Annotated in this window: 13 protein-coding genes; 7 read left to right on the forward strand and 6 right to left on the reverse strand. The window is 59.7% G+C overall.

Features of this window, described 5'->3' with window-relative positions:
- Positions 1-7: 7 nt before the first annotated feature.
- A complete protein-coding gene (locus tag CHY22_RS06060) occupies positions 8-1141 on the reverse strand; it encodes a glucosaminidase domain-containing protein (RefSeq protein WP_089573058.1) in 1134 nt (377 codons plus the stop codon).
- Between the two features lie 394 nt (positions 1142-1535).
- On the opposite strand from CHY22_RS06060, the gene CHY22_RS06065 reads away from it, so the two are divergent.
- Positions 1536-2792: an ATP-grasp domain-containing protein gene (locus CHY22_RS06065; RefSeq protein WP_089573060.1), complete on the forward strand. Its 1257-nt coding sequence runs from the start codon at positions 1536-1538 to the stop codon at positions 2790-2792.
- A gap of 84 nt (positions 2793-2876) precedes the next feature.
- Positions 2877-3623 carry an aspartate/glutamate racemase family protein gene (locus CHY22_RS06070; protein ID WP_055287235.1) on the forward strand — a complete coding sequence of 249 codons (747 nt, stop codon included), beginning with the start codon at positions 2877-2879 and terminating at the stop codon, positions 3621-3623.
- Between the two features lie 125 nt (positions 3624-3748).
- Here the strand turns inward: CHY22_RS06070 and CHY22_RS06075 are convergent, their stop codons facing one another.
- From CHY22_RS06075 to CHY22_RS06095, 5 genes are all read right to left on the reverse strand, one after another.
- Positions 3749-4495 carry an energy-coupling factor transporter transmembrane component T gene (locus CHY22_RS06075; RefSeq protein ID WP_089573065.1) on the reverse strand — a complete coding sequence of 249 codons (747 nt, stop codon included), beginning with the start codon at positions 4493-4495 and terminating at the stop codon, positions 3749-3751.
- Positions 4488-6239 (reverse strand): energy-coupling factor transporter ATPase, encoded by a 1752-nt coding sequence (locus CHY22_RS06080; RefSeq protein ID WP_089573067.1) that lies wholly within the window; start codon positions 6237-6239, stop codon positions 4488-4490. Before CHY22_RS06080 ends, CHY22_RS06075 begins: the two co-directional genes overlap by 8 nt.
- 212 nt (positions 6240-6451) lie before the next feature.
- Positions 6452-7024, reverse strand: coding sequence for a hypothetical protein (locus CHY22_RS06085; RefSeq protein ID WP_089573070.1), 573 nt, complete (start codon positions 7022-7024; stop codon positions 6452-6454).
- A 408-nt stretch (positions 7025-7432) separates the two neighbouring features.
- Entirely contained in the window at positions 7433-9235 is a 1803-nt protein-coding gene (locus tag CHY22_RS06090; RefSeq protein WP_158551200.1) for a C69 family dipeptidase, read from the reverse strand.
- 410 nt (positions 9236-9645) lie between these two features.
- The gene (locus tag CHY22_RS06095) at positions 9646-10563 is read right to left on the reverse strand and encodes a diacylglycerol kinase family protein (RefSeq protein ID WP_089573075.1); all 918 of its coding nucleotides are present in this window, start codon (positions 10561-10563) and stop codon (positions 9646-9648) included.
- Between the two features lie 98 nt (positions 10564-10661).
- On the opposite strand from CHY22_RS06095, the gene rnd reads away from it, so the two are divergent.
- From rnd to CHY22_RS06120, 5 genes are all read left to right on the forward strand, one after another.
- The gene (gene rnd / locus CHY22_RS06100; protein ID WP_089573077.1) at positions 10662-11795 is read left to right on the forward strand and encodes a ribonuclease D; all 1134 of its coding nucleotides are present in this window, start codon (positions 10662-10664) and stop codon (positions 11793-11795) included.
- A gap of 64 nt (positions 11796-11859) precedes the next feature.
- Positions 11860-12564, forward strand: coding sequence for a zinc metallopeptidase (locus tag CHY22_RS06105; RefSeq protein WP_089573079.1), 705 nt, complete (start codon positions 11860-11862; stop codon positions 12562-12564).
- Positions 12565-12679: 115 nt separating this feature from the next.
- A complete protein-coding gene (gene xseA, locus CHY22_RS06110; protein ID WP_311774749.1) occupies positions 12680-14131 on the forward strand; it encodes an exodeoxyribonuclease VII large subunit in 1452 nt (483 codons plus the stop codon).
- Positions 14132-14173: 42 nt separating this feature from the next.
- Positions 14174-14440, forward strand: a complete 267-nt coding sequence (gene xseB, locus CHY22_RS06115; RefSeq protein ID WP_006234311.1) for an exodeoxyribonuclease VII small subunit — start codon at positions 14174-14176, stop codon at positions 14438-14440.
- Between the two features lie 49 nt (positions 14441-14489).
- Positions 14490-14825, forward strand: coding sequence for a histidine triad nucleotide-binding protein (locus CHY22_RS06120; protein WP_089573080.1), 336 nt, complete (start codon positions 14490-14492; stop codon positions 14823-14825).
- Positions 14826-14830 lie beyond the last annotated feature (5 nt).

The raw sequence follows: 14830 nt of genomic DNA on the forward strand, positions 1-14830 counted from the left end.
GTTGCGCTTAGATGCGGTTCATCTGAGCGGCGACTTTGTTGTACCAGTCCTGCCACGTGGGCGGGCAGTACTTTTTGGCCGCTGCCGGGGTAAGGGTGGAGCCGTAGTTGGCGCCCAGATAGGCAACGTGAGCGGAGATGCCCTCGCTCCAGCTGCCAAAGCTGCGCCAACCGCCGCCACGGGCACTCCAGCCCCAGGCGTTGTAAGAATTGGCGCAATAAGCACCCTTGGTGCTCTCGATGCAGGCGATGGCGGGGGACCAACGGGGGTCGACACCGGTATTCCAAGCGGCGACGGCAAAGTTATAGCCCTGGCCTGCCATGGGGGAGCCGGCGAGATAATTGTCGATGCGGCTCGTCCACTCATTAATGAACGAATCGTAATCGGAGCTACCGGTATTGGCGTTGTTCACCGTGGTGTCGATGGTGGTGTTGGTGTTGGTGGCCTGGCTGCTGGAATTGCTGCCGCTTACGCCCTCGCCCGAGAGCTTCTCGGCGGCAGCGGCCTTATCGGCCTCAAGCTTGGCAAGCTCGGCGGCATTTTCCTGCTCGGCTTTTGCCTGTGCCTCGCTGCGGAGCTGCTGGGCCTGCGCCAGCGCATCCTCGGCGTTTTTCTGCTCTGCCTCAAGCTGTGACTTGGCCTGCTGGAGCTCGGCCTTGTTCTGCTCGAGTTCGGTTTGCATATTATTGAGCTCTTCGATCTCGTCGACGCTCGAGCTCGTGATCTGGTTGGTGTATTTGCAGGTCGTGATGAACTCACCCAGGCTCTGCGCGTTGACCAGGAAGCTCACGATGGGGTTGGTGCCCTTCTGATACTTGTACAGATCGCGCATGGCGGAGCTTGCCTTGGCCTGCTGCTCGGGAAGCTTAGCCTCGATTTCCTCGATGCTTGCCTCATTGGAGTCAATCTGCTTTTGCAGGTCATCGAGTTTGGTGCGGGCGTCGTTGTAGGCGCTCGTGGCGGCTTCGATCTTCTGCTGGGCTGCGGAAAGCTGGTCCTGCGTTGCCTGCGAGGCGGCATACGCCGCAACGGGGGAGAGCATCGGCGTGGCCGTCAGCGCAACGGCGAGTGCGGCGCTCGTGATGATACGAGCCGGCTTCGACGCAATGAGCGCTGCGGCGCGATGATTCGAATGCTGCATCCAGTCCCTCTGCAATCAATCGTAGGTTATGGTTCGAACGGTATTCTACTACTGCTTTCGACCTCAACTTGAACCTTAAAGGTTCCAAAGGGTCAAGTTGAACTTGAGGCTTTGGCTTTGACCTGCAGTTATGATGAATTGTTGAGAAACCATAGAGTTCAACTTTAACGTTACGGAACCCTGTCGAGAGGGTTTTTGTTTATCAAAAGTCGCCTCATGTGGGGTTTTGCAACTACAGGGTCCCATCACGGCGAGGGCGGATTTCATGCTGGACGATTACGTCGATTGCCATAGATACGGTGGAGCTTTGGGCGCCGGCGGCTTGGCACGCTAGAATAAATCAGTTGCGCAAAGACCGCCCCGTTGTGTGGGCAGTTCATGATAGGAAGTTTCCATGGCATTGCAGTTTACAGAGCGCGAGTTCATTCCCGTGCTGCTCGGTGGCGACATCAACGCCTATTCGGTGGCGCGCGCCTTCTACGATGAGTACCAGGTCAAGAGTCTGGTCTTTGGCAAGTACCAGACGGGTCCCGCGTACCGCAGCCAGATTATCGACTACACGCCCAACGTGGATATCGACACCATGCCCGTGATGCTCAGGACCGTCAACGGCATTGCCCAAGCGCATGCCGATAAGACGATTGTCCTTGTGGGCTGTGGCGATAACTATGTTGCCCTTGTGGCTCAGGCCAAGGATGCCCATGAGTTGGCGGATAACATCGTCGCGCCTTACGCTCCCTACAGCATGCTTGAGCAGTGTCAGAAGAAGGAGATCTTCTACGAGCTGTGCGAGAAGCATGGCGTGCCCTATCCGCATACCTTTACCTTCACCATGGCGATGCTGAACGCTCAAGGCGAGGCGCCTGCCGAAGTGCTCGACCAGATCGATTTTCCCTACCCGATGATTCTGAAGCCTTCTGACGGCATCATGTGGTGGCAGCACGAGTTCGAGGGCCAGAAAAAGGCCTATGAGATTGCCGACCGTGCCGAGCTGGAACAGGTCATTCGCGACTCGTATGCCAGCGGCTACACCGACGACCTGATCTTGCAGGATCGCGTGCCCGGCAATGACGAGTACATGCGCGTACTCACCAGTTATTCCGACCGCAACGGCAAGGTGCGCATGATGTGCCTGGGTCACGTGCTGCTCGAGGAGCATCAGCCTCACGGTGTCGGCAACCACGCCTGTATCATCACCGAGCCCAATGACGAGCTCATGGGCGGCGTGCGCAAGTTGCTCGAGGACCTTCACTTTGTGGGCTATTCCAACTTTGACGTTAAGTACGACGAGCGCGACGGCTCGTTTAAGTTCTTCGATTTCAACACGCGCCAAGGTCGCAGCAACTACTACGTCACTAACAGCGGCTTTAACGTTGCCAAGTATGTGGTGGACGAGTATGTGTTCAACCGCCCGTTTGAGCCGGAGTTTGTGACGGCGCAGGACGAGGCGCTGTGGATGGTCGTTCCCATGGGCGTCGTCGACAAGTACGTCAAGGATCCCGAGCTGCGCGCTAAGGTGCATCGCCTGGACAAGGAAGGCAAGGGCGCCGACCCTTCGTTTATGAAGGGCGACTTTGTCTTTAACCGCTGGCTGCGCATGTGGCACACCAAGCTGCGCCACTTTAAGCTGTTCAAGACGTATTACAAGTAGATGAGTGCGGCGCCCGTCCGGTTTACATCGGGCGGGCGCGGGTATGATACGCGCAATTGCGCAAGCGTCACCAAGGAGGCGGCGATGGAAAAGCTGGGAGTTATCGGCGGCATGGGCGCCGAGGCCACGTCGTATTACTACGACCAGGTGGTGCGCCATACGGCTGCTGCCTGCGATCAGGAACATATCGACATGGTGGTGCTCTCCAAGTCGACCATGCCCGACCGCACGCTTGCCATTAAGACCGGCGAGCATGCCAAGCTGCTGGCGACCATGAAAGAGTGTGCCCAGGCACTCGAGTCGCTGGGCTGTGCGCACATTGCCATTCCCTGCAACACGTCGCACTACTTCTACGACCAGATCCAGTCGTTTACGAAGGTGCCGATTATCCACATGCCGCGTGAGTCGGTGCGCTATGCCCTTGCGGGTGCGGTGATGGGGGAGTGCGAGTTCGACCCCAACCTGAGTATGCCGGCCGAGCCGGTGCACAAGATTGGCATTATGGGCACCGACGGAACCGTGGGCGCGGGCGTCTACGGCCGCGAATGCGAGGCTGCGGGTGTTGAGGTCGTCTATCCCAGCGAGAAACGTCAGAACGATGTGATGTCGCTTATCTACGATGATGTGAAAGCCGGACGTGAGCCCGATATGGATAAGTTCGACCGCGTGATGTGGGAGTTCGCCCGTAGCGGCTGCGACCGTGTCATTCTGGCCTGCACCGAGCTATCGGTGCTGCAGAAGTATCGAGAGATGCCCGAGATCACCCTCGATGCCATGGATGTCCTGGTGCGCGAATCCATCATCCGCAGCGGCGCCCCCTACCGCCTCTAGCTTCCGACCTGTCAAAAAGGGACAGGTTAATTTTGGTAGGTTTTATCTGATGAAACAGTAAAGGCCTCGGCTCGTTTGGTGCGAGCCGAGGCCTTTTGCGTTGGGCGGTTGCTGCCGGTGGCGAACTAGAACAGGAAGCCGATGGCGATGAGGGCGATGCTGACGATGAGCACGGCGATGTCCAGGCCCTTGATGGGGTAGCGCTTGTACGAGCTGGCGCGTGTACGCAGATAGAAGCCGCGCTGTTCTGCCGCCAAGGCTGTGGCATCGGTCTTGCCCACGCTCGAGATGAGCAGTGGCACGCACAGTGGCAGCATGAGCTTAAGCTTCTTGATGGGGTTCTTGGTGTCGTACTCGACGCCGCGTGCGGTCTGCGCTTCCATGATGGCGTTCATCTCCTGACCAAACACCGGCACAAAGCGTAGCGCCGTGGTAAAGGTGAAGGCATAGCGATACGGCACGTGCAGCACCTCGACGCAGGCGTTGGCAAGGTCGTTGAGCTTGGTCACTGTGAGCATGAGGATGAGCGGTAACGCCACACCCAGCAGGCGCAGGCAGGCCTTCGATCCTGTGATGAGGCCCGTGTCGGTGATAAAGCCCCACACAACGTTGCCATCGCGCATAAAGGCCAGCTGGAGCACCAGCATGATAAGCGCGAGCGGAATCAGCAACTTGAGCAGCGAGAACAGACGGTCGACGACACCGGCATAGGCACCCAGCGCAAGGGTGAGTGCCAAAAAGCCCAGCAGCGCCACGTAGGTGTCGGACAAGAAGATGCCGACGATGATGGCGGCGGCGAGGCCCAGTTTGACGACGGGGTTCAGGCGATGCAGTAGCGTATCGCCCGGCATGTAGTCGATGACGTTAACCACGGCGGACCATCTCCTTGGTAATTCGAACGACATCGGTGACCTCGCTCACCTGCGCAAAAGCGGGCGAGACGGAAGATGCCAGACGGCGCGAGAGTTCAATAACCTGGGGAGGCTCCACGTAGGCACGCCGCATGAGATCGATGTTCGAGAATAGCTCGTGCGTGCGGCCGCGGCCGAGGATGCGACCGTCGGCCATTACTACGATACGCTCGGCAAAATCCGAGACGACTTCCATATCGTGGCAGACCATAATCACGGCGCAACCGCGCTCGGCCATGGTGCGCACTGTTTCCATGACGGTCATGCACTCGCGGTAATCAAGGCCGCTCGTGGGCTCGTCGAGCACGACGATCTTGGGCTCAACCACTACGACGGAGGCAAGCGCCACCATTTGTCGCTGGCCGCGCGAAAGCGAGAAAGGTGCCTCATCGGCAGGCAGGCCAAAGCGGTCGATAACAAGTTGAGCACGACGCAGAGCCTCGGCACGGTCGATGCCGGCAAGCTCCAGGCCAAAAGCGACCTCGTCGAGTACGGTATCCTTGCAGATCTGGCGGTCGGGGTTTTGGAAGAGGGTTGCGACTTCGCGGGCGATGCGGCTCGTGGGAACGGCCGCGGTATCCAGTCCCGTGACGCGCACGCTGCCCGAGGCGGGCTTGAGCAGGCCTGTGAGCAGCTTGGTGAGCGTGGTCTTGCCGGCACCGTTTTGGCCGACGATGCCCACGAGCTCGCCGGGATAGAGCGTCAGGTTGAGGTCGTGTACGGCGGCGCCGCCATTGGGATAGGCAAACTCAACATGGTCGAAGGTGAGTACGGGTTCGGCGTCCTTGGCATGAGGGCGCAACGACGGTGCATGCGGGGAGCCGGCGGGCGCCTGGGCTTCGCTGGCTGCGCGTGCGGGGTCGACGATGCCCGAAATCAGGCGCTCGGCCTCATCGACATCCAAGCAAGGGGTACCGCTTACCAGGCCATCGGCCTCGAGGCTATTGAAGATACGCGTGACGCGAGGGCAGTCGACGCCGATGGCACGGAGCTCGTCGGTATGCGCGAAGACCTCGTGTGGCTCGCCCTGCAGCGCGATTTCGCCATGGTTGAGCACGAGCACGCGGTTGCAGTACTCCGAGAGTAGGGCGACCTTTTGCTCAACGACGACGATGGTGATTCCAAGCGCGCGGTTTGCCTCACGCAGCGTCTCGAAGACCAACGTGGAGCTGGCGGGGTCGAGTGCCGCGGTGGGCTCGTCGAGAACCAAGACGCGCGGACGCATGGCGAGGATGGCAGCGATGGCCACCTTTTGCTTCTGTCCGCCCGAGAGGGTGGCGATCTCGCGGTCACGCAGGTCGCTGATGCCGACGGTCTCGAGCGTTTCACTCACGCGCCGCTCGATCTGGTCGTGGGGAACGCCAAAGTTCTCGAGGCCAAAGAGCATCTCGTCCTCGACGACCGAAGCGACCATCTGCGTGTCGATATCCTGCAGCACACTGCCGACGATTTGCGACACGTCGGTGAGCGAGGCTTCGCAGGTGTCGTGGCCGTCTACCATGACGGCCCCAAAGAACGTGCCGGTGTAGTGGTGGGGCACGGCACCCGACAGGCAGGCGGCAAGCGTGGACTTGCCGGCGCCCGAGGGCCCGATGATGCCGATGAAATCTCCCTTGTTCACGCTGAGCGAGATGTGGCTGAGCGCCCGCTCGGTCTGCGTGCCATAGGAGAACGAGACATCGTCGACGTTGATGATCGTTTCCATGGATACCTTTCATAGTCATTGGGGACGTTCTTTAATGACTAGTCGTTTAAGAACGTCCCCAAGAGTTAACTGTTTGGGACAGTCTTTGCCGGTGGAGCACGGAGACGGCTTTACGAGGGGCCCCAGGTTGGCGCGAAAGAGGAGCGAAGCGTACTTGGGTACGCGAGCGACGAATGAACGCCAAGATGGGGTGGCTCATAAAGCCGAGCGGGTTAGTTGAGCTTCAGGGCCTTCTGAATGGGCAGATAGAGGGCGCCGACCAGAATGGCGTTAAAGACGGCGGTCATGGCGACGACGGGCAGCATAGCGGCGGCGAGCTCGCCGACCACGCCAAGCATGGCCATCTTGATAACCATGAAGATGACGCCGGAGACAAAGGTGGTCACGAAGGTTGCGACGATGGCGACGGCAGGCTTGACCTGACCGTTCTTGCCGGCGGCGTTGACGATGCCGGCCATGAGCATGGCGGCGATGCCCTCGGCGGCAAAATCGACGAACGGCGAAGTGGTGGTGATCTGGATCACGGCAGCCGAGATGAGGCCAATGACGAGCGCCTGGCCGATGTTGGGGCGAACGACCAGGATGGTGAGGCAGAAGGCCGAGATGATGAACTCGGGGCTGATCATGCCGCCCGAGATGCCCGAGATTGCCTTGCCGACGGTGAAGTTGAGGATGAAGCCGGCGGCGAGCAGGATGGCGAGCAGGACGAGGGCGCGGACATCGAGTTTGCCGCGATCGGCGGTATGGACGGTGCGGGGCTGGGTGGCGGTGGTGTTCTGAGACATGGTGAAAATCCTTTCGGAAGGGGATTGCAAGAGAAAAGCGGAGGCGCGTGATGCGAATGCGATCGGGCTCGAGATAGAAAAAGGCCCCCGGTCGAAACCGGAGGCCTTCCAATCACCTAGAGCGCAAAAACAGGCGTGAGGGACTCACTGTCGACCGATCGTATTCGCATCACGCCACCACCAGTTGTTGAGAGATTTCATCGTGTTCTTCATGTTGGTGGCTCCTTTCGTGATGCCGTGGCGCGGTCGCACCTAGTTGCTGTTGCGCTGCACTATAGCACAGCGAAGTGTGTGCGGGGAAATCTTTTTTAAAAAGATTTCAGGCGGGTTTCCCGTCGGTCAAAAGAGCGGGCTAAGCGGGCGAGGCTGCCATTGCTGCCTTGTCCGCTCAGCTAAGACATGAGGGCTTTAGGCCTTCTTGCGACGATAGATCACGTAGGCGCAGACACCGATGATGACGACGGCGCCAACGGCCATGGCGGCCATGTTGTTGCCCTCGGACTTCTCCTCGGTGACCTCTTCCTCTTCGGCCTCGGGCTCGGCCACGTCCTCATCGGAAAGGGCCTCGTCGGCGTAGGTGATGGACTCGACCAGGCAGTCGTTGTCAGCATCGTAGTCACTCGGGACGAACTCCTCGGAGAAATCGCCCTCCTGGAGGTAGTCGCGCATCTCCTCGAGCATGGCCTTGCACTTAACATAGGTGTTCTTGGTTGCAGCCTTGCCGGCCTTGTTGGCCAGGGCGGTGCGGGCTTCGGTGCCTTCTTCGGCCTGCATGGCCTCGTCGACGGTCAGGTTCTGCTCGATGAGCTCCTTCTGCAGGGCGTCGAGATAGGCGCGGACGCCGGTGGCGCAGTGGTCGCGGTTCTCATAGGCGAGCGTGTTGATGTCCATGAGGACGTAGTTGATGGAGTTCTTGGGCTCCTCGTTGTTCACGACGTCTTCCTCTTCGCAGTGATCGAAGGAGACATCCTGATCGCTGAAGTAGGGGCTGACCTCGGTGAGCAGTGCGGAATAGAGGGGGATAGCGACGGAGAACTCGGCGTTGGAGAGCATCTCCCACTGGATGGTCGCGATCTCGGGGTCCATGCCGTGACGGATCTGGAAGGTGTGGATTTCGGTGTTGCGGTTGGAGCCGATGGCATACGCGCCGTCGGTGTTGGCGTTGAGGCCGGCGACATTCTCGCCGCGAGCGGCGAAGGAACGAATCATCTCAAAGGTGTTCCAGTCGGACTTGCCGGGCGTAAAGAACAGCGGCTGCATTTCGTGGACCAGGGCGCCGGTCGTCGCGCGAGCGTCTTCGCGCTCGTCCTTGACGATCTCGTAGTCGGTGCCCTCAGCAAGCGGAGCCATGAAGTAATCGCGGCCCTGGATATAGCGCGACCACTGGTGCATGCCGGCCTCGCCAATCTCCTCGCCGTAGGTCTTGGCGACGTCGAACTTGCCGTCGGTGTACTCGGCAAAGCCCTTCTCCTTAGGCATAGACTCGATGCCCTCGGAGTGGAGGCAGTTCTCGGTGTCGTCGAGGTCGACGTCATAGGTGAGGTTGCCGATGTTGGGGTTGAGCGAGGCGATATCGTCAGTGAGCCTCATGGCGATCCACTGATGGCCGGAAAGCGCTGCAAACAACCAGGTCTCGTTGTTGTCGGCAATGATGATCTGGTCGTTGGAGCAGACGCCCTGCTCGTCAATCAGGCTGCCGAGGAGCTCGACACCCTCGCGGGCCGTGGCACTCTCGCCCAGAATGACGCTGGCGTAGTTGTATTCGCCAATGCCAGTCTCCTCGGTGATGGGGTCGGCCTCTTCGGCCTTCTCGTTATAGGAGGTGCTCAACGTGGCAGAGCAGGAGACACCCTTCTCGTTGATGCCTGCCTCGGAATATGCGTCGTAGCGATCTTCCCACTGCGAGGGGTTGTCGCGAACGAAGGTGTAGCGGTAGGTTGCGCCCTTGGACTTGTACTCAAAACCGGACTCGACCGAGGTGTACTCGTTGCCGTCCTTGTGTGCGGGCTCAATGCCAAAGTGCTTGATGTAGCGCGGACCGAAGTCCTCGGAACGGCCGTAGTACGTGTTGCCGTCTGCCGTGAGCTTGCTGCCCATGTAGATCTGGGTGCAGGCGAGTGCCGAAGTCGGCATGGCCATGATAGCCGCTGCTCCAAACGCAAGGCCGCAGCCGAGCTTCTTGAGCGTGTTGACAGGATGAGTAAACCTCATAATCCCTCCCAACTGTTGAAACCCCGCGAAACCGTACGGAGTTTCAGCTAATAAATACATCTACTAGCCTAAAGGAAGTGTAAAGAGTATTCACTCGACAACAGCCTTTGCTCGATGAGCGTGAAGAAATATACGATGAACGGATAATAATACTCATTTTATGGCTTTAGTTAAATAAAGGCACCCTGCATTTACTGTAGCTGAATAAAGCATTAGACGGCGGTCAAAAAGAAAACTCTCCCGCTGTTTAGGATTTGCATAAACAGCGGGAGAGTCGATAACTGGATGAATATCATACCAATGTGGATTTACTTCTTTCGGCGGTGAATCACGTTGATGGCGTAACCGACGAGCATGGCCAAGACGATGACAATAAAGCCGATCAGGGGATTGTCGTTCATAGGGTCCTCCTATTTTCCGAGCGGGGAGAATTCGTCGACGATGAGGTCGAGGCATTGCGGAAGCGCGCGGGCTCCAAAGACGCCCGAATTGCTGGAGATAATCTCGCCATCGAACTGCATGCCCAGTGACGGGGTGCAGGTGATCTTGGCTTCCTTGGTCTGGATGATCTTGAACTGTGGGCGCCCGAGTACCTTGCCGGCGGGGTCAAGCGCAGCGGTGATCACGGTAGGCAGCAGCTGCACGGTGCGCACGGGTTCGATGACCGCAATGTCGACCATGCCGTCGTTCATGCGGCAGTTGGGGAACAGGTTGATGTCGTTTTGGATGACCGAGGTGTTGCCGGCCATGCAGCAGATGCCATCGAGCTCCTCGACAATGCCGTCATGCTCGATGGTAAAGTGCGCCACCGTGGGGTTGGGCGTGGCGAGCGCGGAGAGGAAGTAGGCGATCTCGCCGATGTCGTTTTTGGCAGGGGTGGCCTTCATCATGATCTCGGCGTCGAAGCCCGAGCCGGCGATGATGATAAAGCCGTGGCGCTTTTCGTTGCCGTTCTCGTCGAGCCAAAAGAGCTCGCCCATGTCCACTTTGACCGTGCGACCGGCACGGCAGGCCTTGGCAAGTGCCGCTGCCTCGGGGGCATTACCGATGTTGTTAAAGAACAGGCAGGCTGTGCCGGAGGGGAAGACGAGCGTGGGGACGCCGCATCCGCGCATTTGGTCGAGTACGTTGGAGACGGTGCCGTCGCCGCCCGAAATCACCACGCGATCAAACTCGCGCACGTCTGCCACGGCGTCTTCGGGTTCCATGCCATCGCCGATAAAACGCATCACGACCTCGTCGCCGCCCTGCGCGAGGGCGTGCGTGAATGCGTAGATTTCATCTGAGCTGGGGCCCGATGCCGGGTTGTGGATGATAAGGCAGCGCATACTTACGTTCCCGTTCTGTGACTAACCGAGTATAGTTGTAAGGCAATGCCGATATCCTACCCGTGTTTTTCGGGCCTAACCTTATTCGATGGGTTGATATGTACATTTCCACACATCAGGCTCTACTCGACTTTTGTCAGCGCGCCCGTGAGTTTGACGCGATTGCCGTCGATACCGAGTTTTTGCGCGAGCGCACGTTCCATCCGCGCCTGTGCCTGGTCCAGATTGCCACTCCTGCCGAGAGCGTCGCGGTTGATCCGCTGGTGATCGACGACCTGTCTCCCTTGGCCGAACTCATGGCCGACGAGAGCGTGACCAAGGTGTTCCATGCTTGCTCGCAGGACATGGAAGTTATGCTTCATACCGTAGGCGTGTTGCCGCGTCCGATTTTTGACACGCAGGTGGCCGCCGCCTTTTTAGGCGAGCGCCAGCAGATTTCCTACGGCGCGCTCGTGCAGACGTTTTGCGGCGTCTCGCTGCCCAAGACTGAGTCGCTGACCGACTGGTCGCGTCGCCCGCTGACCGATAAGCAGATTGAGTACGCGATCGATGACGTCAAGTACCTGATCGTCGCCTATACCGAGATGATGAGCCGTCTGCGCGAGCTGGGCCGCGTGGACTGGGTACTCGACGAGTTGCGCCCGCTGGCTGACGAGTCGCACTATCGCGCCGATCGCCACGAGGCGTTCCGCAAGGTCAAGCGCATCAATTCGTGCAGCCGTCACCAGCTGGGTATCGCGCGCGAGCTCGCCGCCTGGCGCGAGGACTGCGCCGAGCGCCGTAACATCCCGCGCAAGTGGGTCATGTCCGACGACACGCTGCTTGCGCTCGTTAAGCGCAATCCCGTCCGCGTTGAGGAGTTCCGTAGCATTCGCGGTACCGACCAGCTGGGGGAGCGCGACGTGGACGGTGCGCTCATGGCCATCAAGCGCGGCGCGAGCTGCCCGCACGATCGCCTGCCGCTCATGGTGCGCGGACACCGTCAGATCTCGCCGGAGCTGGAGAGCGTGACGGACCTGATGTATGCGCTCATCCGCCTGGTTGCCGAGCGCTCGGGGGTGGCGACCTCGGTCATTGCCTCGCGCGATGACCTGGCCGATTACATCGAGCATCCTGAGCAAAGCCCCCTGCGCGAAGGCTGGCGTTTTGAGCTTGTGGGTTCGCGCCTGGACGATCTGCTTTCCGGCAATATGGGGCTCACCGTGAAGGACGGAAAGATTGAGTTGTTATAGGGAAGCCTAGTCTGCTGAGTGGGTAGAATGCCTCCAACGTGTAACTCGATTTGGAGGAATTCGCATGCCCTATTACTATGGATATGGCTTTGGCATCGACCCGCTGTACCTGCTGGTTGTTCTTGTCTGCACGGTGCTTGGCCTTGCTGCGCAGAGCTATATCAATTCGACGTACAAGACGTGGTCCAAGGTTCGCTCGGACGGCGACACGGGTGCCACGGTCGCTCGCCGCATGCTCGACGCCAACGGCTGCAATGCCGTGGGTATCAAGGGCGTCGCTGGTGAGCTTACCGACCATTACAACCCGCAGGACAATAACCTGTATCTGTCGGATTCCAACCGTTCGGGCGGCTCGGTCGCAAGCGTTGCTGTCGCTTGTCACGAGGCAGGCCATGCCGCGCAGCGTCAAAGCGGCTATGCCATGATGAAGGTACGTACCGCCCTCGTGCCGGTCGTCAACTTTACCCAGAACACCTGGACCATCGTGCTGCTCATGGGCCTGTTTATGAACATCGCGGGACTCACGACCATCGCGCTGATCTTCTTCTCGTTTAGCGTGCTGTTCCAGCTCGTTACGCTGCCGGTCGAGATTGATGCCAGCCGCCGCGCCGTGGCGTACATCGAGCAGTCGGGCATGAGCTCCAAGCAGGTCAACGGTGCCAAGAAGGTGCTGACGGCCGCCGCGCTTACCTATGTGGCTGCGGCGCTCACCTCGATTATTCAGCTGCTCTATCTTATGGCTCGCTACAACAGAAACTCCAACCGATAACAAATTGGGTCGCTGGGCGCCGCGGGAATTTGTGTCCCCGCGGCGCTGTACTATGTGTTGGACTTGAATTTGCGCAGGGCCAGAGCCTTTGTGCACGATGACGAAAGGAGGCTGCGTGGCAGGCTGGAATCTAACCGGCAATAGCGTTTCCGCCGAGTTCGACGGTTCGGACGAGCAAGAGCGTAAAGAGCTCAGCGTGAGCCAGGCGGTAGAGATCGCCGCCGGTGCGCTCGATGCTATTCCGCAACTGACCGTCCTGGGCGAGGTCACGGGTTTCCGTGGTCCCAATGCCCGAAGCGGCCACTGCTACTTCCAGATTAAAGACGACTCGGCCGCCGTCGACTGCATCATCTGGAAGGGCGCCTATCTCAAGCGTACCTTCGATCTGCGTGACGGCATGCAGGTGAGCTTTAAGGGCAGCTTCAATCTCTATAAGGCCACGGGCCGCATGAGCTTTGTCGCTCGCTCGTTTTCGCTGGCGGGGGAGGGTCTGCTGCGTCAACAGGTGGCGCAACTGGCCGAAAAGCTACGCCGCGAGGGCCTGATGGACGAAGCGCGCAAGCGCCGCATCCCGGTGTTCTGCTCCCGCGTGGCGGTCGTCACCTCGCTTTCGGGTGCCGTAATCGACGACGTCAAGCGCACATTGCGTCGTCGCAACCCGCTCGTCGAGCTCGTCTGCGTGGGCGCCAAGGTTCAAGGCGAGGGTGCGCCGGCCGAGCTCATTGAGGGTTTGCGCCGCGCCGCTTCCATTACGCCGGCGCCCGACTGTATTTTGCTGGTGCGCGGCGGCGGTTCCTTTGAGGACCTCATGACCTTTAATGACGAGGAGCTTGCCCGCGCGGTGGCGGCTTGTCCTGTGCCCGTGGTGACCGGTATTGGCCATGAGCCCGATACCTCGATTTGCGACATGGTGAGCGACCGCCGCGCCTCCACGCCCACGGCGGCGGCCGAATCGGTGGCGCCGGCCATGACGGAGTTGGCCGATGTGCTCGAGGCGCGCCATCAGCGTCTGGGTGCCGCGATGGCATCGATGATTGGGTCGGCCCAGGTCGACCTGGAGATGCTCGATCAGCGCGGTCGCCGTGCCTGGGATACCTATACGGCTCGCTTGGGTGATGCGCTCGATGCCGCTGCGTGTCGCCCGTGCCTCAACGACCCCACATTTATGGTCGAGCGTCGCGAATCGGAGCTTGCACTGACTGCCGATCGCCTGTCGGGCGCCATAGTACGCTCGGTCGGGACATTCCGCTCCAACTTTGAGCGCTTGCCCGAGCGTCTGATTACAAGCACCTCGGGGCTCGATGGTAAGCGCCATGCGCTCACGCTTGCGAGTTCCCGCCTAGAGCATCAAGGGCGCACGATGCTCAGCAAGCCAGCGTCCGACCTGAGCCGTGCGGCAGCGTCGCTCGATGCCCTGTCGCCGCTCAAAGTGCTTGCTCGCGGCTATTCCATCGCGTACAGCGATGATGGTGTGGCTACGAGTGCCAAGACCTTTAAGCCTGGCGACGCCATTCGCGTGCGCATGGCAGACGGCAACGTGGCAGCAACGGTCGATACGGTCGAGTAGACCGCGTTTCGCAGTGATAGACCCTTAGGAAAGGAAACAGATATGGCAGAGAAGACCCCGGTCGAGCAGCTTACGTACAAGCAGGCCTCGCAGGAGCTGGAGCTCATCATCCGCAGCCTGGAGTCGGGCGATATGGAGCTTGAGGAGTCGCTCGAGAGCTACACCCGCGGCGTCGAGCTCCTCAAAAGCCTGCGCACCCGCCTGTCCGATGCCGAGCAGAAGGTCTCGGTGCTCCTTAAGGACGTCGACGGCAACGACGTGCTCGCCGACGGCGAGGCCGCCAACACCGATGATAACCTTTCGTTCTAAGCATCTCGACCAAATATAATTACCTTGGTCTGTAAGAAAGGAACCAGCTATGTGCGATTGCATCTTCTGTAAAATTGCCAACCACGAGATCCCCTCGACCGTTGTCTATGAGGACGACCAGGTCATCGCCTTCGACGACCTCAACCCGCAGGCGCCGGTCCACACGCTCGTGATCCCTAAGAAGCACTACAGCGACATCGCCGACAACGTATCCGCCGAGACCATGGGCGCCATGGCTCACGCCATCCAGGAGGTCGCCAAGGCCAAGGGTCTGGAGGACGGTTTCCGCGTCATCTCCAACAAGGGCGTCAACGCCGGCCAGACCGTCATGCACTTCCACATGCACGTCCTCGGCGGCAAAAACCTGGGCGAGAACCTCATCTGAGGGCG

The sequence above is a fragment of the Collinsella sp. TF06-26 genome (genome assembly GCF_002232035.1).
Classification (GTDB): Bacteria; Actinomycetota; Coriobacteriia; order Coriobacteriales; family Coriobacteriaceae; genus Collinsella.